This window comes from Novispirillum itersonii subsp. itersonii ATCC 12639 (assembly GCF_000381985.1).
In the GTDB taxonomy this organism is placed as follows: Bacteria; Pseudomonadota; Alphaproteobacteria; order Rhodospirillales; family Rhodospirillaceae; genus Novispirillum; species Novispirillum itersonii.
This window is the reverse complement of the sequence record NZ_KB907343.1, coordinates 137733-161820: the sequence shown is the minus strand read 5'-3', so window position 1 is coordinate 161820 and position 24088 is coordinate 137733. Positions and strand designations below refer to the sequence as shown.

Annotated in this window: 27 protein-coding genes and 1 tRNA gene; 12 read left to right on the top strand and 16 right to left on the bottom strand. The window is 63.2% G+C overall.

Annotated elements, in window-relative coordinates:
- Window positions 1–138: 138 nt before the first annotated feature.
- From leuC to G365_RS0112025, 4 genes are all read left to right on the top strand, one after another.
- Window positions 139–1551, top strand: a complete 1413-nt coding sequence (gene leuC / locus G365_RS0112040) for a 3-isopropylmalate dehydratase large subunit (protein WP_019645784.1) — start codon at window positions 139–141, stop codon at window positions 1549–1551.
- 113 nt (window positions 1552–1664) lie between these two features.
- A complete protein-coding gene (locus G365_RS0112035; RefSeq protein ID WP_019645783.1) occupies window positions 1665–1919 on the top strand; it encodes a hypothetical protein in 255 nt (84 codons plus the stop codon).
- A 35-nt stretch (window positions 1920–1954) separates the two neighbouring features.
- Window positions 1955–2578 (top strand): 3-isopropylmalate dehydratase small subunit, encoded by a 624-nt coding sequence (leuD, locus tag G365_RS0112030; protein ID WP_019645782.1) that lies wholly within the window; start codon window positions 1955–1957, stop codon window positions 2576–2578.
- Window positions 2579–2592: 14 nt separating this feature from the next.
- On the top strand, window positions 2593–3291 hold the full coding sequence (locus G365_RS0112025) for a 4Fe-4S dicluster domain-containing protein (protein ID WP_019645781.1): 699 nt from the start codon (window positions 2593–2595) through the stop codon (window positions 3289–3291).
- Here the strand turns inward: G365_RS0112025 and G365_RS0112020 are convergent.
- The 8 genes from G365_RS0112020 to G365_RS0111985 form a co-directional block, all read right to left on the bottom strand.
- Window positions 3284–4684: an aldehyde dehydrogenase family protein gene (locus G365_RS0112020; protein WP_019645780.1), complete on the bottom strand. Its 1401-nt coding sequence runs from the start codon at window positions 4682–4684 to the stop codon at window positions 3284–3286. The two genes, G365_RS0112025 and G365_RS0112020, sit on opposite strands and share 8 nt — an antisense overlap.
- A 106-nt stretch (window positions 4685–4790) precedes the next feature.
- Window positions 4791–5780 carry a helix-turn-helix domain-containing protein gene (locus tag G365_RS0112015; protein WP_019645779.1) on the bottom strand — a complete coding sequence of 330 codons (990 nt, stop codon included), beginning with the start codon at window positions 5778–5780 and terminating at the stop codon, window positions 4791–4793.
- A gap of 187 nt (window positions 5781–5967) precedes the next feature.
- Window positions 5968–7965 carry a copper amine oxidase gene (locus tag G365_RS0112010; RefSeq protein ID WP_019645778.1) on the bottom strand — a complete coding sequence of 666 codons (1998 nt, stop codon included), beginning with the start codon at window positions 7963–7965 and terminating at the stop codon, window positions 5968–5970.
- 151 nt (window positions 7966–8116) lie between these two features.
- Window positions 8117–8659 carry a 6-carboxytetrahydropterin synthase gene (locus tag G365_RS0112005; protein WP_019645777.1) on the bottom strand — a complete coding sequence of 181 codons (543 nt, stop codon included), beginning with the start codon at window positions 8657–8659 and terminating at the stop codon, window positions 8117–8119.
- Window positions 8659–9303 carry a 7-carboxy-7-deazaguanine synthase gene (gene queE, locus G365_RS0112000; RefSeq protein WP_019645776.1) on the bottom strand — a complete coding sequence of 215 codons (645 nt, stop codon included), beginning with the start codon at window positions 9301–9303 and terminating at the stop codon, window positions 8659–8661. The genes G365_RS0112005 and queE overlap by 1 nt, the downstream gene beginning before the upstream one ends.
- Window positions 9300–10007, bottom strand: a complete 708-nt coding sequence (gene queC / locus G365_RS0111995; protein ID WP_019645775.1) for a 7-cyano-7-deazaguanine synthase QueC — start codon at window positions 10005–10007, stop codon at window positions 9300–9302. The genes queE and queC overlap by 4 nt, the downstream gene beginning before the upstream one ends.
- A gap of 117 nt (window positions 10008–10124) precedes the next feature.
- Entirely contained in the window at window positions 10125–10379 is a 255-nt protein-coding gene (locus tag G365_RS0111990) for an Lrp/AsnC ligand binding domain-containing protein (RefSeq protein WP_019645774.1), read from the bottom strand.
- 86 nt (window positions 10380–10465) lie between these two features.
- Window positions 10466–11404, bottom strand: coding sequence for a hypothetical protein (locus tag G365_RS0111985; protein WP_019645773.1), 939 nt, complete (start codon window positions 11402–11404; stop codon window positions 10466–10468).
- 169 nt (window positions 11405–11573) lie between these two features.
- Here G365_RS0111985 and G365_RS0111980 point away from each other — a divergent pair, with 169 nt between their 5' ends.
- From G365_RS0111980 to G365_RS0111970, 3 genes are all read left to right on the top strand, one after another.
- On the top strand, window positions 11574–12281 hold the full coding sequence (locus G365_RS0111980; RefSeq protein WP_245554749.1) for a response regulator transcription factor: 708 nt from the start codon (window positions 11574–11576) through the stop codon (window positions 12279–12281).
- A 70-nt stretch (window positions 12282–12351) separates the two neighbouring features.
- Window positions 12352–13344: a prolyl aminopeptidase gene (gene pip / locus G365_RS0111975; RefSeq protein WP_019645771.1), complete on the top strand. Its 993-nt coding sequence runs from the start codon at window positions 12352–12354 to the stop codon at window positions 13342–13344.
- Between the two features lie 57 nt (window positions 13345–13401).
- Window positions 13402–13478 (top strand) — tRNA-Arg (locus G365_RS0111970).
- A 49-nt stretch (window positions 13479–13527) separates the two neighbouring features.
- Here the strand turns inward: G365_RS0111970 and G365_RS0111965 are convergent.
- The 4 genes from G365_RS0111965 to G365_RS0111950 all read right to left on the bottom strand — a co-directional run bounded on the left by G365_RS0111965 (window position 13528) and on the right by G365_RS0111950 (window position 17989).
- Entirely contained in the window at window positions 13528–13893 is a 366-nt protein-coding gene (locus tag G365_RS0111965) for a hypothetical protein (protein WP_019645770.1), read from the bottom strand.
- Window positions 13894–13940: 47 nt separating this feature from the next.
- Complete coding sequence (locus G365_RS0111960) at window positions 13941–14291, bottom strand: ArsC family reductase (protein ID WP_019645769.1); 351 nt, start codon at window positions 14289–14291, stop codon at window positions 13941–13943.
- 23 nt (window positions 14292–14314) lie between these two features.
- Window positions 14315–15493 carry a formate-dependent phosphoribosylglycinamide formyltransferase gene (gene purT, locus G365_RS0111955; protein ID WP_019645768.1) on the bottom strand — a complete coding sequence of 393 codons (1179 nt, stop codon included), beginning with the start codon at window positions 15491–15493 and terminating at the stop codon, window positions 14315–14317.
- A 237-nt stretch (window positions 15494–15730) separates the two neighbouring features.
- Window positions 15731–17989, bottom strand: coding sequence for a transglycosylase domain-containing protein (locus tag G365_RS0111950; protein WP_019645767.1), 2259 nt, complete (start codon window positions 17987–17989; stop codon window positions 15731–15733).
- A 266-nt stretch (window positions 17990–18255) separates the two neighbouring features.
- Between G365_RS0111950 and G365_RS0111945 the strand changes: the two genes are divergently transcribed.
- The gene (locus tag G365_RS0111945) at window positions 18256–18516 is read left to right on the top strand and encodes a hypothetical protein (RefSeq protein WP_019645766.1); all 261 of its coding nucleotides are present in this window, start codon (window positions 18256–18258) and stop codon (window positions 18514–18516) included.
- 37 nt (window positions 18517–18553) lie between these two features.
- Here the strand turns inward: G365_RS0111945 and G365_RS0111940 are convergent, their stop codons facing one another.
- The gene (locus tag G365_RS0111940; protein WP_019645765.1) at window positions 18554–19789 is read right to left on the bottom strand and encodes a DUF2125 domain-containing protein; all 1236 of its coding nucleotides are present in this window, start codon (window positions 19787–19789) and stop codon (window positions 18554–18556) included.
- A 130-nt stretch (window positions 19790–19919) separates the two neighbouring features.
- Between G365_RS0111940 and G365_RS0111930 the strand changes: the two genes are divergently transcribed.
- Window positions 19920–20516, top strand: a complete 597-nt coding sequence (locus G365_RS0111930) for a gamma-glutamylcyclotransferase (protein ID WP_026345311.1) — start codon at window positions 19920–19922, stop codon at window positions 20514–20516.
- 21 nt (window positions 20517–20537) lie between these two features.
- Here G365_RS0111930 and G365_RS0111925 read toward each other — a convergent pair whose 3' ends face one another.
- Window positions 20538–20912, bottom strand: coding sequence for a cupin domain-containing protein (locus G365_RS0111925; protein WP_026345310.1), 375 nt, complete (start codon window positions 20910–20912; stop codon window positions 20538–20540).
- A gap of 121 nt (window positions 20913–21033) precedes the next feature.
- On the opposite strand from G365_RS0111925, the gene G365_RS0111920 reads away from it, so the two are divergent.
- Complete coding sequence (locus G365_RS0111920) at window positions 21034–21456, top strand: Fur family transcriptional regulator (protein ID WP_019645761.1); 423 nt, start codon at window positions 21034–21036, stop codon at window positions 21454–21456.
- Window positions 21457–21541: 85 nt separating this feature from the next.
- On the opposite strand, the gene G365_RS0111915 is transcribed toward G365_RS0111920, so the two are convergent.
- Together G365_RS0111915 and G365_RS0111910 are read right to left on the bottom strand one after the other, a co-directional pair.
- On the bottom strand, window positions 21542–22363 hold the full coding sequence (locus G365_RS0111915; protein ID WP_019645760.1) for an FTR1 family iron permease: 822 nt from the start codon (window positions 22361–22363) through the stop codon (window positions 21542–21544).
- A gap of 7 nt (window positions 22364–22370) precedes the next feature.
- Window positions 22371–22700: a cupredoxin domain-containing protein gene (locus tag G365_RS0111910; RefSeq protein ID WP_019645759.1), complete on the bottom strand. Its 330-nt coding sequence runs from the start codon at window positions 22698–22700 to the stop codon at window positions 22371–22373.
- Window positions 22701–23044: 344 nt separating this feature from the next.
- On the opposite strand from G365_RS0111910, the gene bfr (G365_RS0111905) reads away from it, so the two are divergent.
- On the top strand, window positions 23045–23518 hold the full coding sequence (bfr, locus tag G365_RS0111905) for a bacterioferritin (RefSeq protein WP_019645758.1): 474 nt from the start codon (window positions 23045–23047) through the stop codon (window positions 23516–23518).
- Window positions 23519–23531: 13 nt separating this feature from the next.
- Window positions 23532–24008 carry a bacterioferritin gene (bfr, locus tag G365_RS0111900; RefSeq protein WP_019645757.1) on the top strand — a complete coding sequence of 159 codons (477 nt, stop codon included), beginning with the start codon at window positions 23532–23534 and terminating at the stop codon, window positions 24006–24008.
- The last annotated feature ends 80 nt before the right edge of the window (window positions 24009–24088 follow it).

Here is a 24088-nt window from a genome sequence, read left to right as displayed (position 1 = left end):
ACTCCGACAGGATGGTCCCTGACACATCATGTGCTCCGGGGGTGGCAACGCCTCCGGAGCTTTTTCATGTCCGGCAAGGGTTTCCCGACGGCACCGCTGCCGTCGCCCCGCCGGACAGTGCTGGAGGAGAGAGCGGACATGGCTAAGGCCCGTACCCTGTTCGACAAGATCTGGGACAGCCATCTGGTGGATGTGCAGGCCGATGGGACCTGCCTGATTTACATCGACCGTCACATGGTGCACGAAGTGACCAGCCCGCAGGCCTTTGAAGGTCTACGCACGGCCGGCCGCCCGGTTGCCCGCCCGGAGAAGACTCTGGCGGTTGCCGACCACAATGTGCCGACCACCGACCGCTCCAAAGGCATTGATAACGAAGAAAGCCGGATTCAGGTCGAGACCCTGGAGAAGAACGCCGCCGAATTCGGCGTGCCGTACTTCCCGATGTCTGACATCCGTCAGGGCGTCGTGCATATCGTCGGGCCGGAACAGGGGTTCACCCTGCCGGGCATGACCATCGTCTGCGGCGATTCGCACACCGCCACCCATGGCGCTTTCGGCAGCCTTGCCTTCGGCATCGGCACCTCGGAAGTGGAACATGTTCTGGCCACCCAGACGCTGGTTCAGGCCCCGGCGAAGAACATGCTGGTACAGGTCAACGGCGACCTCGGCCCGGGTGTCACCGCCAAGGATCTGGTCCTGCACATCTGTGGCGTGCTCGGTACCGCCGGTGGCACCGGCTATGTGATCGAATATGCCGGTGAAGCGGTCCGCAAGCTGTCGATGGAAGGCCGGATGACGGTCTGTAACATGACCATCGAAGCCGGGGCCCGTGCCGGTCTGATCGCCCCGGATGAAGTGACTTTCGAATACATCAAGGGCCGTCCGATGGCCCCGAAGGGTGCTGCCTACGAAGCTGCCGTCGCCTATTGGAAGACCCTGAAGACCGACGAAGGTGCCCATTTCGATACCGTCATCGAAATTGATGCCCCGTCGATCGAACCGACCGTGACCTGGGGCACCAGCCCGGAAGATACCATTGCCATTTCCGGCGTGGTGCCGAGCCCGGCTGATGCCCGTGACGAGGCCAAGGCCAAGGCCACCGCCCGCTCGCTGGAATACATGGGCCTGACCGCCGGAACCCCGATCACCGATATCGCGGTGGATGTGGTCTTCATCGGGTCGTGCACCAATGGCCGTATCGAGGATCTGCGGGCTGCCGCCGACGTCGCCAGAGGCCGTCAGGTTGCCGCAGGTGTGCAGGCGCTGGTGGTGCCGGGCTCAGGTCTGGTGAAGGAACAGGCGGAAGCCGAAGGTCTGGATGAGATCTTCAAGGCGGCCGGGTTTGAGTGGCGTGAGCCGGGATGCTCCATGTGTCTGGCGATGAATGCCGACAAGCTGGAGCCCGGTCAGCGGTCTGCCTCGACCTCTAACCGCAACTTCGAAGGCCGTCAGGGCCGTGGCGGGCGGACCCATCTGGTCAGCCCGGCGATGGCGGCTGCCGCTGCCGTCACCGGCAAGCTGACCGACGTGCGCAAGCTGCTGGCGGGCTGACGCTCCGTTGTGGGCGGGCCGGGGATCCGGCCCGTCCCCTCTTTTTCTGCAAACGGACGGTGATGGCGGATCGGCCCAGCCGCCTCCGCTCTCACCGGACCGGGAGACTGCATATGGCCCAGGTGGCCGCTGATAAAACCGCACAGGCCTATGTCCTGATTGATCCGGCCCACACCGGCGGCAGGGATCTGGTGTCCAACATCCAGATTTCCGACGAGCTGCTGTCCCGGGCCCTGGTTCTCTCCACCGACGACCGCCTGTTTGACGAGGACGGGGACTTCTTTGAGGAAGACGTCCTGACCGAAACCGAAGACGACGATCTGGGCTCGGTTCTGGTGTGGCGTCATCGCCGGTTTGACAAAGGCTGAGCCGCCTGCGGGCTGATACAAGGGGTACAGACACCATGGATAAGTTCACCAAGCTGACGGGTGTGGCCGCGCCGCTGCCGATGATCAACGTCGATACCGACATGATCATCCCCAAGCAGTTCCTGAAGACCATCAAGCGCACCGGGCTGGGCAAGAACCTGTTCGACGAAATGCGCTATGACGGCACCGGGGCGGAAAACCCGGATTTCGTGCTGAACAAACCGGCGTACCGTGCTGCCAGCATTCTGGTTGCCGGTGAGAACTTCGGCTGCGGTTCCTCCCGCGAGCATGCGCCGTGGGCGCTGCTGGATTTTGGCATCCGCTGCGTGATTGCTCCCAGCTTTGCTGACATCTTCTTCAACAACTGCTTCAAGAACGGCATCCTGCCGATCCGTCTGCCGCAGGCGGATGTTGATAAGCTGATGGATGATGCCAACCGCGGTGCCAATGCCGTGGTGACCATTGATCTGGAAAATCAGGTTATCACCGGCCCGGATGGCGGCAGCATCTCCTTCGAGGTCGATGCCTTCCGCAAGCATTGCCTGCTGAACGGTCTGGACGATATCGGCCTGACCCTGCAGAAGGTTGATAAGATTGCCGCGTTCGAAGACGGGCTGACCCGCGACCAGCCGTGGGCGACCCCGGCCAAGTCGGCGTAAGGGCGGATCGCCTGATGGTGACGGAAGGGCTGCCTCCTGACGGAGCGCGGCCCTTCGCGCTTCTGGGGCAGGCTGTGGCACCGCTCGGCCTGTGCCTGCGCGGGGGCTTTACGTTGACCGAGGCTGACGGGCTGGGAACCGGGTGTCTGGTGTTGGTCGGGTCGGTCGGGTCTGCCTTGTGGCAGGTGGCTCCGTCGCAGTTCAGGGCTGTGGCGGATCCCTTGGACGACTGGACGCAGCGGGTGATGGATCCGCTGGCGGCACAGTGGGGGGCGCAGGTGCTCTATCCGTTCAGCGGACCGCCGTTTTACCCGTTTCAGAGGTGGCTGCAGCGGGCGATGGGGCTGCATCCGTCTCCGGCCGGCCTGCTGATGGATCCGGTCTACGGACTGTGGCATGCGGTGCGGGCGGCGCTGATTCTGCCCATGCCGTGGCCGGGCCCCTCTCCTGTCGTCCTGCCTTCACCCTGTGAGAGCTGCCGGGACCGGCCCTGTCTGTCGGCCTGCCCGGTGCAGGCCATCACTCCCGCCGGGCCGCTGCCGGGCCGCTGTGCGGCGGAACTGACGGGCCCGGACCGGGGTGGCTGTGTCGCGGCGGGCTGTCTGGCCCGGCGTGCCTGTCCGGTCGGGCAAGGGCAATGCTATTCCCCGGTCCAGCAGGCTTTCCATCAACAGGCGTTCCTGCGACTGATGGCGCAGGCCACGGTTAGCTGAAAATCGCCTGTATATCGGTATATTCGGCCAGTCCGTCTTCGCCGAACTCCACCCCGATGCCGGAGGTTTTGCGACCGCCGAACGGAACATTCGGCTGGATTGCCCCGTGTTTGTTGATCCACACCGATCCGCATTCCAGCCGCTGGGCGACAGCGCGGGCGGCGTCGATGTCTGTTGACCAGACGGATCCGCCAAGGCCGTTGGCGCTGTCGTTGGCGGCGTGGATGGCGGCGTTGACATCGCTGTAGCGGATAATCGGCAAGGCCGGGCCGAACTGTTCCTCCTCCACCAGCGGATCGCCGTTTTTCAGCCCGGCAATCAGGGTCGGGGGAAAGAACAGGCCGTCCCCCGGTTCACCGCCGCACAGCACGGTGCCCCGCGTCTTTGCGTCCTCGACCAGCCGCCGCACCTTATCAAACTGCATGGCGTTCTGGATCGGGCCGAGGGCGCTGTCTTCGTTCAGGCCATTACCGACCCTGACGGTGCGGGCGTAGGTCGTCAGGGCCTCGCACACCGCATCGTGCACACTGTCATGCACATACAGGCGTTTCATGGCGGCGCAGGTCTGACCGTTGTTCAGGAAGGCCCCCCAGAACAGCCCGGCGGCGATCTGCTGCGGGTCTGCATCGGGTAGCACAATCCCGGCATCATTGCCGCCCAGCTCCAGCGTCAGGCGCTTCAGGGTGGTGGCCGCCGACTGCATCACCTTCTGCCCCGTGCCACAGGATCCGGTGAAGACAATCTTGCGGATATCCGGGTGCGCCGCCATGGCGCCGCCAAGGTTTTCGCTGCGGTCATCGCCGGTGATGATGTTCAGCACTCCCGGCGGCAGAACCTGGTTCAGGAGTTCCACCATCCGCAGCGTTGCCAGAGGGGTATAGGGGGAAGGCTTGATCACCACGGTATTGCCGGTCCGCAGGGCGGGCAGAATGTGCCACACTGCTATCATCACCGGAAAATTCCAGGGAGTGATGGAGCCGACAACGCCCAGTGGGCGGCGATGCAGCTCTATCCGGCCTGCGGCATCATCCTGCAAGACCCGCACCGGCAGGGACAGGCCAGCGGTGTACCGGGCCCAGGCCTCCGCCCCGCCCAGCTCCCAGCGGGAGCCCAGACCATTCAGCGGTTTTCCCTGTTCCAGTGTCACCAGCCGGGCGAGCTCCTCGGTATGGGCGGCAAGGTGATCCGCAGCCGCGTGGCAGGCGGCCTGAAGCTGATCGTCAGACTGTTGCGACCACGACCCAAAGGCAGCTTTGGCAGCGGAGACGGCAGCATCGAGGTCAGCGCGGCTGGCGTTGGGGGCGGTCCCGGCAAGGGTGCCGGTGGCGGGGTTGAGCACGTCAAAGCGGCTGGCGGTGGCATGGTATGCTCCACCGATGATCAGGTCGGTCATCAGGGGTCCCTCCCGTTAGGATTGGCCGGTATATCCGGCCCTGTTACGGAAGAGAGTGACGGGGCGGGGCGGGACCGTCTTGGTGTCCGGTGCCAGCCGGGATGGATTATTGTGTCAGGCTGCGGCGACGCCGGAGATCGCCGGGGGGCAGACCATACCGGGCCCGGAAAGTCCGGTAAAAATACGACAGATCATTGAAGCCACAGTCAAAGGCAATGGCGGCCACGGACTCTTCGCTGCCGCTGCCGGTGCTGTGCAGGCGGGTCCAGGCGGTTTCCAGCCGGGTGGTGAGAATCCGGCTGCTGACGGTGTCCCCGTTGCGCCCGAACAGCCGTTGCAGGGTCCGGCGTGACAGGCCGCAGGCGACGGCGATGGCGGCAATATCCAGATCCGGGTCGGTGGCATGCTGGCTGATATGCCGCAGTGCGGCGGCATAGGCCCCGTCTTCCCGCCGGTCACCGGGCGGGGTCTGGTGGTCAAGGGCGTGGAAATAGGCCCCGAGAATGTTCAGCAGGGCCTCACCCAGCGGGCCATCTCCGGATCGGGTGCTGGAAAGACCTCGGGCGACCACGCCATACAGAGCCAGATACAGGGGGTCATCCCGGTGGATGCCGATGCCGCCGGTACACAGCCGCCCCAGCCGTCGTACGGTCTCATCGCGGGGCAGGTGAACAGAAATCTGCCGGGACTGCCGCGAGGTATAAACAAAGTCGGAGGGGAGTGTCGAGTCGGCCAGATACAGATCTCCCGGGCGCAGTTCGGTGATGCGGTCCCCCTGCACAATCCTGCTGGTGCCTTCATCCTGTACCAGCAGAAACAGGCAGTTTCCGGGATCCCGGCGGATCATTTTCGGGTCCCGGATCACAGCGTGAGCGTCCAGAGAGACGACGGCGGTGTCAAACCGGGCAAGATGACGGCGGCTGAGGGCACCCTGGATCTGTCCGCCCTGACCGGGGCGGGGCTCAATGCGGAAGGTGCCACAGATCCGCGCGAGATCCGCGTTCAGGTCTTCCACGGCGTAAGGCGCATAGGCCGACGGACACAGGGGCACCCATGACAGGTGTGGCTGTGCCGGTGCAGTCTGGGTCTGCGTCATTCCAAAACCTCCCTTGGTGCCCGGTATGCTCCGGGTCTCCCGTTTTGGGCCTGTCGGTGGGGACAGGTCTTTTCAGCGTAGAGGCAGGGCGGGCGGAGGAAAACACCAAAGTAAAAAGGGGATGCTGCCGCAGGACGGACCCGGGCAGCACCCCAACGGTTTAAGGATCTGTTCCAAAACAGAAGGTTTATTTTCCGTCGTCTGTCCGCAGGGTCATGGCCGGATTATTGGCGAAGAAATTGTGCGGCATGATATGGACGGTTTTCCATTCCGTTGACATCACCGGCCAGTTTTCCATCGACGGGATGTGATGGAAGCCGACGGTGAACCACGTCACGATATCCTGATGCATCAGCGGCCGGTTGGCCTTAACCCATTCGGCCAGTGTATCCGTGCCGTCGCTTTGCAGGGCGTATTTGCCCCCGGCATAGCGCTGATCGGCGTTATAGACGGTGTTCCACACCGAATATTCGATGTAGGCATTGCGCTTAAACGGTGAGTCTTTCTCGTAATCAAACGGGCCGTAAGCAACGTTGCCGTGGTGGATCATCCAGCCCGGCTCGTGGCCGAGATGCCCTTTGCGCAGCGGGTCGGTGATGTGAAAGAACCGGGGCTGCAGGGCGCTGAGTTTATAGCGGGCGTCGAGTTCCCCCTTCGGCATGGTGTGCTGCACCGTCCACATTGATTTGCGCGGCGATTTGGCATCCAGCTTGGCGGGGACGATATCCATGGTGCCGAAGTGATTGATCGGCTGGTCAATGTCAAAATCGATGCGGAAGTTGAAGTAGTGGTCATGATTGGCCGCCACCAGATTGGGGGCGATCAGGGTGCCCCAGCGGGTATCTTCGGCAGCGGTCGGGTCCTGCATGGTTTTTGATGCTACGCCTTTCACCGCATCCAGTCCGGTGGCCCCGACCATGATGTTGATCTGGCCGTTCTGCTGCAGGCGGTAATCAATCAGGTAGTCATAGTTGCCGACTTCCGACGCGGTGCGGATCACCAGTTCGGTTGCCGGGCGCCCCTCTGCGGGAACCGGCTTGTCCGGTGTCTGGGCGAACACCTCAAAGTGGCGCCAGGCCGGGTCGCCGGTGTTGCGTTCAAACACACAGATGGCGTTGGGGATGGTCAGCGGCTTTCCGGCATCGTCTGAAATGGTGGCAGGCAGGTAACTGGCATGGGCCGGGCAATCGATTCCCGGGGTCAGCGGGCTGAGGAACAGACCAAAACCGTATTCCCCCGAATCCATATAAGTCCGCCAGTACCAGCCCTCGCTCGGGTCCATGTAGGGGACAAACACTTCTGACAGGTGAGTCTGGTAGATCACGGACCGCCAGTCGTTGCCATCCTTCACATCAAGGTTTGACAGCACCAGACCGGGCCGTTTGTCGATGCGGAAATTAAAGCGCCAGATATCCCATTCCAGATGGCTGCCGTCGATCCTGAAGTTCGGCCCGCCCGGCTGCTGCACGGTGGCGGGGTTCATCTTCGGGCGCAGCGGGGCACGGGCGGCGATTTCGTCCTGCGTGTAGCCCCAAGGGTCAGATGGAACCGGCACCACGCCGGTATCAATCACCTTCAGCGCTTCTTTCCGGGTCAGGTCAACCAGCGCATACAGCCCTTCGACCGGCTTGGCGTAGAAGTTGGATCCTTCAGGGTTGAGGTAGCACGGCACCTTCATCAGGCGGGCATCCCCGTACTGCCCGGAATAATAGCTGCCGACTGTCAGAGGCAGGCAGAACACCTGATCGGGTTTCAGCCCGCGTTTGGCAAGGCCTGCGACCATATCCGGGTGGGTGACTGCCGCCTGCTGCGCCCCCATGAACTCGTCAAACAGCACCATCGGCTGGCCGGGAATCGGCTTCTGGCTGTCGACGGTGCCTTTGGAGATGTTCACCACGGCTTCCTGAAAGCCTGTGCCGTTGGTGAACTGCACGCTGGCCCGGCGGTCCAGTGTCTTGCCGGGCGACCAAGCCAGCACGTCGGCTTTCGCCGGTTCCGCCAGTTCGATCAAGGGAAACAGCGTGGTGTCGGTGGCGATGCCCTTGGCCCGCAGGATTTCGTTGATTTTCAGGTATTCGTCGGCGCTCAGGCCATCCAGCGGATGGGCGGCCTGCGCCGTGGCGGCCATGGTCACGGCCGCGGCAACGGCGGCAGACAGGGCCAGAGTGTGAAGGCTACGGATCATCGTGAACTCCTCCCTGCCCGGGTGCGGCCTGTTGGCGGCCGTCACCACTGGCATACGTCACAGGTGATCCTTCCTTTTTAGATCTGTTCTGAAAACGGGTCTTGGACTCCGGTGCCATGGGGGCTGGACGGAAATGTCACCCCGGATGACGTTACTCCCCGTATTCGGCCCAGCAGTTGGGGGTTTCCCAGACCCGGATCCGGTCCAGCGTTGCCAGTCCGTCGCTGCGGGCCTCCACCCGCTGGCGCAGGCGCAGATACCAATGGCGGGCCAGCTCTTCCGCCGTCGGGGCGGTCGGCAGCAGATACAGCTTGGTGCCGAGCCGGGTCTCGGTGGTCAGGGCGAAACCGTCGGCCTTCACGGCGGCGGCCAGCGGTGCCAGCCATGTGGCCAGATCCTTGCCCTCCGGGACAAACATAGCTAACAGGGCGGTGTCTTCGGCCTGCGCGATGAAGCCGTGGTCACAGCAGGCGTCGATGACGTCCATCATCTCCTGCTTCAGAAACCCAAAGTCCAGCACCATGCCGTCCTGTTCGCCGCCCTGATGCACCCGCAGGGCGCGGCAGGTGGCTTCCACTTCATAGCGGTGACCGTGGATGTGACGGCATTTGGATCCGTGCAGCATGATGCGGTGCCCGGCATCAATGCCGATGCGGCGGGTGACGAAGTAATGGGTCCGGGCCGGGTCGCTCATCACGGGATTCCGATCATCTTGTGGGTTTGCAGGCTGAGCCGCCAGCGCGGGGTGCGGTGGCAGGTGGCGATGCAGGTAGCCAGAGCGCTGTCCCGGTCCGGTCCGTCCATCGGTTGCAGAAAGAAATGTTTGAAATCAAGGTGACCAAGGGTGTCGAGGTCATGCCCGGCCTGTGGCCAGACCACCTTCAGCTCGTCGCCGTGGGTCAGGACCAGATCGGTCCCGGCCTTGGGGCTGACGCAGACCCAGTCTAAGCCCGGCGGGGCAGGCTGGGTGCCGTTGGTTTCCACGCCGATCTCAAAGCCCCTGTGGTGCAGGGCCTCGATCAGGGCGGTATCAACCTGCAGCAGCGGTTCGCCGCCGGTACAGATGACATAGGGGATACCGCTGCCGTGGGCCGCGTTGGCGCTCCAGCAGGCGGCAACAGCGGCGGCCAGGGCGTCAGCCGTGGCAAATTTGCCGCCGCCTTCCCCGTCTGTGCCGACGAAATCGGTATCGCAGAACTGACACTGGGCGGTGGCGCGGTCCTCTTCGCGGCCACTCCACAGGTTACAGCCGGTAAACCGGCAGAAGACGGCGGCCCGGCCGCTGTGGGCGCCTTCCCCCTGCAGGGTGTAGAACAGTTCTTTGACGCTGTAGGTCATCGGGTCTGCTCCTGCCACTTCCGCCAGCCTTCCGACCGCAGGTCACAGGCCGGGCAGGTGCCGCAGCCATAGCCCCAGTCGTGGCGGTGGGTACGGTCCCCGAGATAGCAGGTGTGGGTCTGTTCCGTGATCAGGTCCGTCAGGGGTTTGCCGCCCAGCCGGTCAGCCAGTGCCCATGTGGCGGCTTTGTCGATCCACATCAGCGGTGTCTCTATGACAAAGCGGGTTTCCATGCCAAGGTTCAGGGCAACCTGCATGGCTTTGATGGTGTCGTCGCGGCAGTCCGGATAGCCGGAAAAGTCGGTTTCGCAAACCCCGGTGACGATGGTTTTGATGCCCCGGCGATAGGCAACAGCGGCGGCATAGGTCAGAAACAGCAGGTTGCGCCCGGGCACGAACGTGGTGGGCAGGCCGTGCGCGCCGGTTTCGATGGCGACACTTTCGATCATTGCCGTGCCGCCGATATCGGCCAGCCCGCGGGCATCCAGCATATGGTCCGGCCCCAGCCGGGTGGACCAGCGGTCCTGCAGGGCGGCCACCTGCTGCCGGAAGCCCTGTCGGACCTCCAGTTCCACCGCATGGCGCTGGCGATAGTCAAAGCCGATGGTTTCGACGCGCGAATATCGGTCCAGGGCCCAGCTCAGGCAGGTGGCGGAATCCTGTCCACCGGAGAACAGAACAAGGGCGGCGTCATGATCCAGCATGATCGGTCAGACTCGGCATAAACAGGGGGATGGGGTTCGCCGCAGGGACGAAACCGCCATACCTACTGCCGGGGGCAGCCTGAAACAACCCCCATTTTGCTTTTTCCCACCCAGCTGTCAGCGGGCCGCGCCGACAAAGGCGTTGAAGGTGATCAGGGTAAAGGTGTCTTTCACGCCCGGCAGGGTCTGTACCTTTTCCGTGATGAAGCGGCCGGTATCGACCCCCTCTTCCAGATAGAACTTTGCCAGCAGGTCATATTGGCCGGAGGTCGAATAGATCTCGGAGATTTCCTCAATCGTCTCAACAGCTTCGTCAGCGACCTGATAGGCTTTGCCAAGGTCGCATTTGATCATCACGAACACGGCGCGCATGGCGGGGGTCCCTTTTTCTGAAGATATCTGTCGGCCTGCGCGGGCAGGGCGGTGAGGGGCGACTCTACGGGCGGCAGGGGGAATGTTCAATCTTTCCGGCTGGCTTTCCGGCTGGCTTCCCGGCCTGTTTCCCGGTTTGCCTGCGGGTCATGGCGGCATGCACCTGTATCCTGATGCAGGAACCGGATCTGTCCCGATCCGCTCAGGTCAAGACGTGGGCCGCTGCCGGATCCGGCCCGCCCCTGTACCCAGCCCCGGGCCTCGATGGTTTTTCCGGTCCAGAATGCCGGTTGCCGCCAGCTTTTACCGCCTTCCTTCAAAACAGCGGCAGGCAGGGTGACAGAGGTATCGGTGCGCCAGTCCTCGCCAAAGTCCAGCCACAGGGTGCCTTGTCGGACTGTCGCCTGACGGATGTCTCCGTGCAGGATCACAAACGTACCGCTGCGCAGACGTTCAGGGTGTCTGGCGCAGACCGGCTGCCAGTCTGCGGTCTGCCAGTGCCCCCGGTGCCGGTGTCTGGCGTCGTCTTCAAGGTCCAGCAGAGTTTTTTGCAGCGGGGTTGCCGCGCCATCCGTCCAGACCCGGGCCTGCCCCTGCCGGACCACATCGGCCTGCCACCAGTCCGTGGGGGAGGCACCACGGGTAATCTGGGAAGGTAGGCGGCGGTGGCGGTCCGGTGTGCCATCCGTGCCGTGAGCGCTGATGGTCTGACCGGTCAGGCTGTTCAGCAGCGGGGCAAGATCCTGCGGAAGCAGCAGGTCTGGCCGTATCCGGGTACCGTCTTCCAGCAGCAGCCAGGCCTGTGGGGATGCCGCGTCCGCCGGAAGGGGGGCGACGCGGCCCGTCTGCAGGATCGGCAGCTCGGGCATCCGCACCTGCTCCTGTTCCTGCGCATGGGCCTCCACCGGTGCCAGCATCACCAGCAGGACAGGCATTACCGGCAGGGCGGGCCGCCGGACGAGGCTGAATTTTGAGGGGTGTTTTTTCAGTGGGGCCATTGCCGAGATTAGAAAAATATGATCCATTTGGACTATGCATTCTCTTGTTCGCCGCGCAAGTCTTCGCAGGTCGGGCAGGGGGGTTCCGGCGGGGATCGGCACACTGCAGACCCTTTCAGTCACCGGGACAACGGGCACGGCCAGCGGACATAGGGCAGAGTCTTGGGGGCAGAGTCTTGGGGGCAGCGTCTTGCAGGTGATCGACAAAGGGGGACGAACCATTAATCAGGTTCATAATCAGTTCGGCGGAAACGATGATGGGGCCGGCGGCACGATCTGTGCCAAGGTTCTGATCGCTGACGATCACGCCGTTTTCCGCGAAGGGCTGCGCCTGTTGATGGAAGCGCGGGGCTTCTGCTCGATTGTGCTGGAGTCTTTTGACGCCGAGTCGTCTCTGGCGGCGCTGGATGCCAACACCGATCTGGATCTGGTGGTGCTGGATCTGCACATGCCGGGGATGGAAGAGCTGGCCCTGCTGAAGCGCCTGCGGCTGATTCGTGCCGGTCTGCCGGTGGTGGTGCTGACGGCGTCTGAGCGGCGGACAGATATGCGGGCCGCCATTGCCGCCGGGGCGCTGGGCTTTATTCCCAAGACCTTCCCGGTGAACCAGATTTTGGCGATTCTGGAGCGGATACTTGGCGGTGAACGGTTCTTCCCGGCGGATGTGCTTGCTGAAGACACCCTGCCGCCGGGACTGGAAGGGGTGGCACTCAGCCCCCGCCAGACTGAGGTGCTGACGCTGATTGCCAAAGGCATGAGCAATAAGGAAATTGCCCGCGTGCTGGATACCGCCCTGCCGACGGTGAAAAACCACGTGGCGAATATCTTTGAAAAACTGGGGACCACCAACCGGGTGGCAGCGGTCAATCTGGGCCGCAAAGCCGGTCTGATCCCTGACGCTTGATCCCTGGCGCCTGACGGCTGTGTTGCGCCTGGGCCTGTCTGTTTCTTCCCCCTGTTTCAGAGTCCATACGATGACAGTCCAGACCCCTCAACGCCGCCCGGTTACCGCTTTTCCGGTGACGGCCCCCCGGGCCTCCGGTCTGTTGGATGTCGGTGATGGACATCAGATCTACTGGGAGGAATGCGGCAATCCGGATGGTATTCCGGTGCTGTATGTCCATGGCGGGCCGGGTGCCGGATGCGCCCCGATTCACCGTAGCTTCTTTGATCCGGCGGTTTATCGCGTGGTGCTGTTTGATCAGCGCGGCGCAGGGCGGTCCCGTCCCTATGCGGCGTGGCATGCGAATACCACTGCCCATCTGGTGGCGGATATGGAAGTGCTGCGTCAGTCTCTGCAGATTGATCAGTGGCTGCTGTTTGGCGGGTCGTGGGGCAGTACGCTGGCGCTCGCTTATGGGCAGGCCCATCCACAGCGGAGTCTTGGTTTTATCCTGCGCGGGATTTTTCTGTTCCGGCAGCGGGAAGTGGACTGGTTCATCCACGGCATGGGGCGTTTCTTCCCCGAAGCGGCGGCGGAATTCTTTGGGGCCTTGTCTCCTGCAGAGCAGCAGGCACCTTTGCAGGCCTATTACCGGCAGCTGACGGATCCTGATCCGGCGGTGCATGGGCCCGCGGCCCGGCGCTGGGCGGGGTTTGAGGATTCCTGTGCCCGTCTGCTTCCGTCGGTCTCACCACTCACCGGCCTGCCCGGCCCGGACGGGCTGATCGAAGGTCTGGCGATTGCCCGGCTGGAAGCGCATTACATGGCTCACGCCGGGTTTCTTGAAGAAGGCCAGCTGCTGCGGGATATCGGGCGGATCCGGCACCTGCCCTGCACCATCGTGCAGGGGCGGTATGATGTTATCTGCCCGCCGGAAACCGCACTGGATCTGCATACAGCATGGCCTGAAAGCCAGTTGGTCATGGTCCCGGATGCCGGGCATTCGGCCTTGGAGCCCGGAATCCGGGTATCTTTGATGCAGGCCCTGCAAGACTTTGCCGCCGGGCACCGTAAGGCGGGCTGACATCGGATAATTTCAGGACTGGAAAGCTGCCGGAACCCCCGTTATAAGGGCGGCAGTGTTCCCGTAGCTCAGCAGGATAGAGCACCGGATTCCTAATCCGGGGGCCGTGGGTTCGAATCCCGCCGGGAACACCACATTTCATCGAGAATCTTTTACGGCACCCCTCAGCCGCCTGAAAACGCTTCAGGCGGTTTCTGTCTTTTGTGGTGCGGCACAGGCCAGATAGATCATGAAGCCAATGCCGATCAGCGGAATCCCGGTGCAGACGGCAAGTACGGTCTTGTGGATACCCATGCTGGCCAGACGGCCAACGCTGATATAGGCGATGACCGCAGTGCAGAGTCCTGCGGCAATCAGGTTGCCGATAATGCCCGGGATCGGCCCCAGCAACAGCTGTATCACCAGCAGTACTCCGACCAGTGTGGCGTAAAGCCAGCGACCAATCGGGGTCCGCTTGGTATTCATCTCAGCGAACAGGGTCGCGATCAGCACCGGAACAAACAGCGCCGGGATGGCGAGGATAAAATACAGCGGTGTCAGGTCGATCATGGCGCTTTCCCAAGGGTGCAGACGATGCCGGGGACAGGCAGGAGGAATCAGATCCCAAAAATTTCGGCGTAGCGCTCTGCCTTGAAGCCCAACTCCGCCGGTTCCGGTGTTTCCAGAACCGGGCGGCGAATCATGGACGGCTGTTCCAGCATCAGGGCCATCGCGCTGTCGGCGGTCAGGCTGGCCTTGACCTCCTCGGGCAGCTTACGGAACGTGGTGCCGCTGCGGTTGATCACCTTTTCCCATCCCCAGACCGCACACCAGCGTTGCAGATCGGCCTGCTGGATCCCGGCCTTGCGGTAATCATGGAAGGTGTAGGCGATGCCGTGACTATCCAGCCAGCTGAAGGCTTTCTTCATGGTGTCGCAGTTTTTGATGCCATAAAGCGTCACGGTCATCGCCCGGTATCCTTGTGTCAGGGTTACGCGTAGGTCAGGGTGATTTTTGCGGCAGCGTCACGGGCTGCCTTGCGGGCGGCATCAACATCGCCATCACGCACCAAGGCCAGCGCCACCCCCATCCGACGATAAGGGCGGGTTGTCGGCTTGTTGAAGATCCGGACATCCAGATCGACGCCCGGTGCATCCGGGCGCAGAGCGTCGGCAAGGCCGGAGATGGTAAAGTCCGCCGAGTCGCGGTCGGCCAGCACCACTGCGGAGGCGCTGGGGCCGTGCAGGGTAATGCCGGGAATCGGCAGCCCGAGAACGGCGCGGGCATGCAGGTCAAATTCGGTCAGGTTCTGCGAAATCAGCGTCACCATCCCGGTATCATGCGGGCGGGGCGACAGTTCGGAAAAGATCACGGTGTCACCGACCACAAAGAACTCGACCCCGAACAGGCCGTAGCCGCCAAGGTTATCGACCACGGCTTTCGCCATTTCCTGCGCGGCGGCGATGGCGCTGTCAGACATGGCGGCGGGCTGCCAGCTTTCCTGATAGTCGCCGCGCTCCTGCCGGTGGCCGATCGGCGGACAGAAGATGACCCCGTCACGGGTGCGGATGGTCAGCAGAGTGATTTCGTAATCGAAGGGGATGAAGGCCTCGACAATCACCCGCTGACGGTCACCGCGCATACCGGCAACGGCATAGTCCCACGCCGCATCGACCGCATCGGCGGCGCGCACGGTGCTTTGCCCCTTGCCAGAAGATGACATTACCGGCTTGACCACGCAGGGCAGGCCGACCTTCTCGACCGCGGCCCGCATTTCCTCCCGGGTTTCTGCATAGAGATAGGTCGATGTGCGCAGACCAAGGTCCTGCGCCGCCACTTCGCGGATGCGGTCGCGGTTCATGGTCATGATGGTGGCGCGTGCCGACGGGACCACGGTGTAGCCGCGGTCTTCATAATCCTTCAGCACTTCGGTGCGGATGGCTTCCACTTCCGGGACGATCAGGTCCGGTCTGTGCTTTTCGATGGCTGCGCCGAGGGCCTCGCCGTCGAGCATCGAAAACACCTCGAAGCCATCGGCCACCTGCATGGCCGGTGCATTGGCATAAGAGTCGCAGGCAATCACCTCCGCCCCCAGACGCTTGGCGGAAATCACAAATTCCCGGCCGAGTTCCCCGGACCCCAGAAGCAGAATTTTCGCAATCGCACCCATGTCCGGCCTCGTTCCTGTCTGTTGTTGGCGGTTGGTCTTGTCGAGCGGTTTTTAAAAAAAAAGGGGGGGGGCATCATCGTCGCTTACCCGCAGCCAGCGGCACCGGAAACGGCCTGAGCAATCTTGGCACCACGGCAGACTGGCCCGCTGCCTGCCTTATACCAAGGCTGCAAACGGCGGGTCTAACCGAAAAAAGAAAAGGCGGGCCTTTTCGGTACCGCCTTTTCCGCAAAAAAATTACTTGTCGCCTGACATGTTCATGATCCGCTCTGCTTCCTTCGAGGAATCGTAAGGTCCGCTTGGGGTCTCGGAGACCGGCGGCCATGACGGATTCCCGCCGGGGGCCGCAGGGCTGTGGCTCTGTCCGCCACCGAACAGACGGTCAAAGAAACCGCCGACTCCGGTACGGGTGTCCCGGGGCAGATCATGGACCGGGATGCCGCTATGGGCGGCCTGCATCACCCCTTTCCAGACCATCGCGGGCAGAGTGCCGCCGGTGACCCGTTTCATCGGGCTGTTGTTATCGTTGCCGATCCATACCCCGGTGACGATGTCGGGGGTATATCCCATAAACCAGGCATCGCGGTAATTCTGGGTGGTACCGCTTTTGCCAGCCGCCGGGCGACCGAAGGCGGCCCCTTTGCCGGTGCCTTCGGTCAGAACGCCGGTCAGCATGTCATTCAGGGCCCCGACCGCATCCGGGCTGGCGACGGTACGCACCACGTCATTCTCGTGCAGGTACAGCACTTCGCCGGACCGGGTCATCACGTCACTGATGCCCCATGCCGGTGTAAAGCGCCCGGTGTTGGCCAGCGCAGCATAGGCGTTGGTCAGGCTCAGCAGGGTGGTTTCCTCGGTTCCCAGCGCCAGAGAGGGCTGGGCGTCGGAAGAGACGGTCAGGCCCAGTTGCCGGGCGGTGTTGATGACATTGGTTCGGCCCACATCCTCTGACACCCGCACTGCCACGGTGTTGATTGACCGGGCGACGGCGGTCCGCAGCGGGATCTCGCCCAGATATTTGCGGTCAAAGTTTTCCGGCGACCAGTTTTTGAAGGTGATCGGGGCATCCAGCACCATATCGTCCGGGCGATACCCCTTTTCGGTGGCGGTCAGATAGACGACCGGCTTGAAGGCCGAGCCGGGCTGGCGCTGGGCCTGCGTGGCCCGGTTATACTGGCTGGTGGCATAGTCAACCCCGCCGACCATCGCCAGCACTGCCCCATCCGGGCGCATGACCACCACCGCCCCCTGTGATGCCGCCATCGCCGGGCCCTTGGCGGCAAGGGTTTCCCGCAGGGTTTTTTCGGCGGCGGCCTGAATTTTGGGGTCCAGCGTGGTGCGGACGATCAGGTCGGCGTTAACCTGCCCGAGGAAATCATCCAGCCGGTCACCGACCCAGTCGGCAAAGTACCGCCCGGTCCGTCCGCCGGGGGTTGCCGGGCGCGGGGGCGGCATCACCGAGGCCTGTCTGGCCTGTTCCGCAGTGATGGTGCCGGTTTCGGCCATTGCCCCCAGCACCACTTTGGCCCGGTTGAACGAGGCCTGCGGATTGGCTTCCGGATTATAGGTTGACGGGGCCTTCAGCAACCCGGCCAGCACTGCTGCCTGATAAGGCGTCACATCGCGGGCGGAAACCCCGAAGTAACGGTGGGCGGCGGCATCAACGCCATAGGTCCCGGCCCCCAGATAGACCCGGTTGAGGTACAGGCTGAGAATTTGATCCTTGGTGAAGGTCCATTCCAGCCAGAAGGCCAGCAGGACCTCCTGAATTTTTCGCTTCGCGGTCCGGTCCGGTGACAGAAACAGGTTTTTGGCGGTCTGCTGGGTGATGGTCGATCCACCCTGCACCGTCCGTCCGGCGCGGGCGTTGACGATCATCGCCCGGGCCAGACCGATCGGGTCAATCCCGAAGTGGTAGTAGAATTTGCGGTCTTCAATCGCCATCACCGCCCCCGGCAGGTAGGGGGGCAGGTCGCTGACATCCAGAACGTCACCGTAGTTCTCGCCATAGGTGGCGATAATGGACCCATCCGCCGCCTCGAAGGTGACGGAGGGGCGGCGGGTCATGGCCGCTGCCAGATCAATGCGGGGCAGATCGGCAGCAAACCATGCCACCACAACGGTGACGGCAATGATGCCCCAGACCATCGCGGTCAGGCCCCAGCGCAGCAGCCGACGCCCCCAGCCGCCTTTACCGCCGCGCCCGCCACCGCCGGAAGGCTTGCGTGCCACCGGGGGTTTCTGGGGTGGTGGTGTGCCGTTGGCCTTGGCAGCGCGGGGGGCTGCGGTACGGGATTTGCTGCGGTCCTGCCACAGGTGGCGGACCAGCCGGGTCAGGGTGCCCTTCAGGATGGCGAGATCAGAAGAGCGGCGGGGTTCCCGTCTGTTTTCAAGCGGTTGGGTCCGTCTGGCCCCGGCATCCCCTTGCCCTTGCGGGCCGGTTCTGGTTTTCTGGGGGGTGAATACCGGGTCCTCCCGCAGTCGGGGCCCGGTCACGCCATCCCTCGGCCGGGATGGGTGCTGATCCGGTGCCGCAGCGGCTCCGGCGCGGGGATTGATGGGCTCACCGGCGGTCAGGCCGCTCCGGGTTTCCGGGCGGCGTCTGGTGCCAAAGGAGGGTTCCTGTCGGGGGAGGTCGGTGTTATTGGGCATGGTCTGACTGGGGTATCGCGGAAGGGCAGGGGTACCACGGGTTCATGGTAAAACAAAGGCGGCATGTCACCGGGCAGGGAGGCGGGCCGTCGCAGCCAGCGAGAAACGTCATGAGTGGTACTCCTTTATCCCTGCTGTTGCCTGCCGACCTTCTGGGTCGCCTTCAGGGGCTGGCACAGCGGGGCGATAAGCCCCTTGCCGCTGTGCTGTTACAGGCGGCAGAGGAGTTTGCTGACCGGTGGGAGGATTATTACCAGACCTGTGACGCCCTGGCACTGGGGGAGCCGGAGCGGGCGACACTGTCTGTCCCCGCTGAAGATGCGTCTTCTGAGGCCACTGCTGACAGCGAAGAGGCCACAACCACGGTCTGACCCCCTCCGCTCAGATTTCCTCCGGCAAGACCGGCGGTCAGTCCGTCACGCCCTGCGGTGTGACGGCGGGGGTGGGGGTGCCGGGGGTTTGCATATCGTCGCCCCAGCGGATCGGCGGCATTGCCATCAACGGCACCGGGCCGACAGTCAGCTTCTGGTTCTGAATGCTCAGTGGCAGGGTGTGGGTTACGGTGCCATCGGTGGCCCGTTGCCCCATCGCCCCCAGCAGAACCCGGCCGACCGAGGCATCACGCCCCCGGATGATGCCCTGCCGCTCAAGGCGGTCGAGCATCGGCATCAGGCCGTTGATGCTGGTGCTGAAGGCCCCTTCCGGCTGTAGCCCTTCATCCAGCGCCATGGTGCCGGCGATACCGATTTTCAGCGGGGCCCAGTCCAGATACAGGCGTTGCAGTTCCAGCGTGCCGCCGCCGTCGCGCCAGGTTTGCAGGGCCTGCGTCAGAGTCCCGGGGGCCTTGGCAGACCCGCTGCCCGGCAGGACGAAGGGACCCCGGATTTCTGCCTGAAGCACCGCTTCAGGCATGTTGGTGCCGAACTGGCCGGTAACCGTCTGGGGCAGGATCAGGTTTTTCAGCGTTGCCGCCAGCCGGTAAACCGGGGTGCGGTCAGAGGCCCCGGCACCCGGTGCCAGCGGATCAACACTCAGGGTCAGGCTGTCCAGTGTGACCGGCACCCCGGTGGTGACCTGCCGTCCCCGGAAGCCGGAGAGGGTTACGGCCAGAGATGTGCCTCCGGAGGCCTGCTTCAGGATGCCTTTGGCTTCGTCAACCGTGCCGGTCAGTTTCTGCCCGTCGGCCAGCGTCAGGGTCACCGGCCCGCTGATGCGGAAGATCGGTGTGCCGGGGGCCCAGCCATTGAACGTCAGCGAGGCGGATTCGGCCTCCAGCCCCCCGGTAGCGCCGGTGATCCGCAGCATCGGCAGGCCGATCTCGACTTTTGCCGGGTAGCCCCGCCGCTGCGGAGCCCCGGTGGTGATGGTCCAGCCGTTCTTCTTCTGCGCTGCCGCCCAGCGGCCCCAGCCTTCCGTCACGCTGTCGGCCAGCATGAACCAGCCCTGCGTGAACAGCAGCAGCACCACCAGACCGACCGAAGGCAGAATGATCATCCGGAATGCGTTGAAGCCCCGGCCTTCCGTCGGCGGAGGGGAGGCGCGGTCGCCGGTTTCAGCCCGCAGGCCGGACTCCGGGCGGGTCCCGGCGGATCCTGAAGGGCGGGGGGCGGAGCCCCGTGGCGGTGTCTGGCGTGACCGGGCCATCAGAAGTCCTCTTGCTGTGAACGGCAGGCATGGTGTCTTATCCCATCTTGTGCATTCTGTCCGCCCTTCTCAAGTCAGGCGGGCTGTCTCTGCTGCTGTCCTGCCCCCTGACGCTGCCCGGAAGATGACCATGCCGCCGCTGACACCCGTACTTTCCACCGCTCCGGAGCCACAGAGCGAGGCAGAACGGCGGGCCCGGTTCGGGACCGGGGATCTGTGGGTGTTCGCCTATGGCTCCCTGATGTGGAACCCGGGCTTTGACCCGCAGGAAACTGTTCCGGCACGGGTTCATGGCTACCACCGGGATCTGTGTGTGGCATCGGTCCGGTATCGTGGCACGCCGGAGTGTCTGGGGATCGTTCTGGGGCTGCGGCAGGGGGGATCCTGTCAGGGGATGGCTCTGCGGGTTGCCGCAGCAGAGCGGCAGGCGGTGGCGGCGGCGCTGGATGAGCGGGAACTGATCACCCGGCTGTATCATCCCCGCTTTCTGTCCTGTCATCTGCAGGATGGCCGCCGGGTTGAAGCCTATGGCTATGTGGTTGACCCCACCCACGGCCAGTACCTTGGCCACCTCAGCCGCGAGGAGAAGCTGGTTCTTCTCCGGCAGGGGGTCGGTTGCAATGGCACTTCGGCAGAGTACCTGCGCAACACAGTGGCGTGCCTTGACCGGCAGGGGATCACCGATCGTCGTCTGCAAGGGTATCTGGCCGCCCTGAACCGGCCCTGACCGGGGACAGAACGGGCGGTGTCAGCCCGTCTGCGCTTCAAAAATCGCGTACAGCTTCAGGCAGGGTTCTAGAGTCTCCCAGACTCCGGTGAAACCGGCGGGAATCACGAAGGCGTCCCCGGCGGAGAAAGTGACGCTGTCGCTTGTCCCGTCCTGTTCCAGCCGGATCTTCCCGGACAGCAGCACGCAGAATTCCTGCTCGGTATACCGGACCTTCAGGCGACCGCAGGCCCCTTGCCAGTGCCCGACATGGAACTGTCCGCTGGGGTCCGAGAAGGCATTCCAGACCGTCTGCTCTCCTGATCCGGTCAGAAGTTTCTCCGGCGGCGCGACAAAGCTGTCGGCCTGTGCCGGGTCGCGGGTGACGGCAAAAGGCATGGCGGCAGGCAGAGTCATTGCTGGATCCCCGGCGGTGGCGGTGTGTGAAAACACCCGGTCAGCCATCATAACCGGTTGCACCGGCGACGCGAACCGCTATGATGATTTTACTAATGCAAATTATTTGCGATTGCAGAATATGCCTCTTCCCGCCCTGCCCCCCGGGCAGCCGATAGCCGTTTTCCTCCGCAGCCACAGCATCAAGCCGTCGCGGCAGCGCCTGACAATCCTGAAGGCGTTGCAGGAAACCACTGGCAGCCACATCACCCCTGAAGCCTTCCACCGTGAACTGACCGGCGCCGGTCACGGTCTGTCTGTCGGCACGGTTTACAATACCCTGAATCAGCTGACAGAAGCCGGATTGCTGCGGCGTCTGGTGTATCAGGACCGCCACTGGTTCAGCCTTGATCCGGCGCGTCGCCTGCATGTGTTCAACGAGGTGTCAGGCTCGCTGGAGGATATTGCTCTGCCCGGTGGGGCTGCCCTGCCGACCGTCACCAGTCCGCCCGGGTATCAGGTCACGGATGTGGATGTGTTTGTGCGGGTCAGGCCCAGCCGCTGACGGCATCTGCCTTCGGGCAGGTGGGGAAGGCGTAGATATAGAAAAGGGGGCTGTCGCCCCCTTTAGTCTATGATCGGTCCTGCGTTCAGGCCGCCGGGCGGGCGGGCTGCCGGCTGACCAGCCGGGCGGCCCCGGCGATCACGGCCAGAGTCAGGGCATAGGCGATGATCTGCGGCCATGCCGGATGGTCAATATAGCCGATCAGCGTATGCAGCAGTCTGCCGGGCAGGCTGTCTTCTGACAGCACGGCAGAACTGTCCCACACCGGATCCATATTGACGTCAATCACCCCGGCAGCCGACAGGAAGGTGACAGACTGCGCGGCCATTCCGGCCGCCAGCAGCATCACCATCCAACTGGTGACCCCAAACAGCAGCCGGGTCGGGATCGCCAGAAGACCGGCATAGAGCAGGGCGCCGACCGCGGCCCCGGCCACCAGACCCAGACCGGCCCCGGTAACGGTGGCCAGCAGGCTGTCCCCGTCAGAGGCAAGAATGCCGTACAGGAACAGGACAGTCTCTGCCCCCTCGCGCAGGACAGCAACGCCGACCACCACGCTAAGGACTGACAGGGGGCGCGATCCGGCGGAGACCGCTGACCCGACAGCCCGCATTTCGGCGGCCATCTCACGGCCATGACGGCTCATCCAGACGGTGTGCCAGCCCAGCATCAGCACCGCCACCGCCAGAACGCCGGCGTTGAACACCTCCTGCCCCATGCCGTTCATGGCGTCAGACAGGCTCTCGGCGAACAGGGCCAGCAGAAAGGCCCCGGCCAGCCCGGTGATGGCCCCGCCGGTGATGAACAGGCGGGATCCGGTGACGCCCCGGGTTGCGGCCAGAACGATGCTGATCACCAGTGCGGCTTCCAGCATCTCGCGGAAAACAATCAGTCCTGCGGCCAGCATGACAGCCTCACTTCGCGACCAGAACGCCCTGGGCGGTATCGGCGTTGTATTCCCCCATGAAGGAGTATTCACCCGGCTTCAGCGGTCCGACGGAGATTGCCAGTTCCTTCCGGCCCATGATCACTTTTTCCCGGCGCAGCGACTTGCTTTCAAATTCCTCGGGGGTGGTGTCGAGGTTTTTGACCAGCAGGGTCACCTTTTGGTTGGCGGGCACTTCCAGACGTGACGGCTCAAAAACATGGTCTTTGATGGTCAGGGTGTAAGTCGGCTCGTCAGCGAGGGCCGGGGTGACGGTCAGCAGGGTGGAGGCGAGAACGGTGGCGGTCAGCAGACGCATGGAACGGACCTTTCGGCATGTCGCGGCGCACGGCAGAGGTCGCGTGCAGGAAGTGCGACTGAATTGCATTCTTGCAAACGGGTACTCCTGCCCTGCCGTTCTGTAAACCCGATTCTTTTGCGGGGCGGCCGTGCGTGGGGCGCTGATTACGGTATCCCGGTGCTGTCCGGCGGGGGGCCGCGTTTTGGGGAGCTTGAAAAAGGTGAGAAAGATGAAGGTGATACTTTCAATTGACTTTGAGATACATTATTAACGTATTGTTTTTCTTGATTTTTTATTGGCGAAATGGTTTTCTGAATAGGAGATGTCCGACTGCAAAAGTCCGCTATTTTGAGGAGAGGGCCATGAAGGGTCACGATGAGGTCATTGCCGTTCTGAACGATCTTCTGGCCGGGGAGCTGACCGCCGCCGACCAGTATTTCATTCACTCCCGGATGTATGACGACTGGGGTATGAAGCAGCTGTCTGACCGGATCGGCCATGAGCATCAGGACGAGCTGGAACACGCCGATGACCTGATCAAGCGCATCCTGTTTCTCGGGGGCCGCCCGGACCTGTCACGCCGCGACCCGCTGCGTGTCGGTGCCACCGTGCCGGAAATGCTGAAGAACGATCTGGATGTGGAATACGAGGTGACTGCGGCCCTGAAGGCGGCAATCGCCCTGTGCGAACGGATGCAGGATTATGAAACCCGCCGCATTCTGGTGAAGATGCTGACCGATACCGAAATCGATCATGCGTACTGGCTGGAAAAGCAGCTCGGCCTGATCGAAAAGATGGGCCTGCAGAACTACATCCAGTCCGTTTCCGTATCCTGAAGGGGAAGCCGTCATGAAGGGCGATAAGGCGATTGTTGCATCCCTGAACGGGGTGCTGAAGATCCAGCTGACACTGATCAACCAGACGTTCCTGCATGCCCGCATGCTGCGGAACTGGGGACTGGAGAAGCTGGGCAAGGCCATCTACAAGGCCTCGATTCAGGAAATGAAAGACGCCGATGAAATCATCGAGCGGGTGCTGTTTCTTGAAGGTCTGCCGAACCTGCAGGATCTCGGGAAGCTGATGATCGGCGAGACGGTGCCGGAAATCGTTGCCCATGAGCTGAAGTCGGCACTGGTCAAGCGCGATGCGCTGGTTGCCGCCGTTGCGTTGGCTGAGGAAAAGCAGGATTTCGTTACCCGTCACGAAGTGGCTGAAATCCTGGAAGAAACCGAAGAGTGGATCGACTGGCTGGAGACGCAGGAAAGCCTGATCGACAGCATGGGGCTGCCGAACTATCTGCAGTCGGTGGCCGGGGACGTCGCCTGATCTTTGAGATGGCGGTGTGACCGATAGAGAAAAGGGCTGCCTGATCCGGGCAGCCCTTTTTCTGTTTGGCGGCGTCTGTG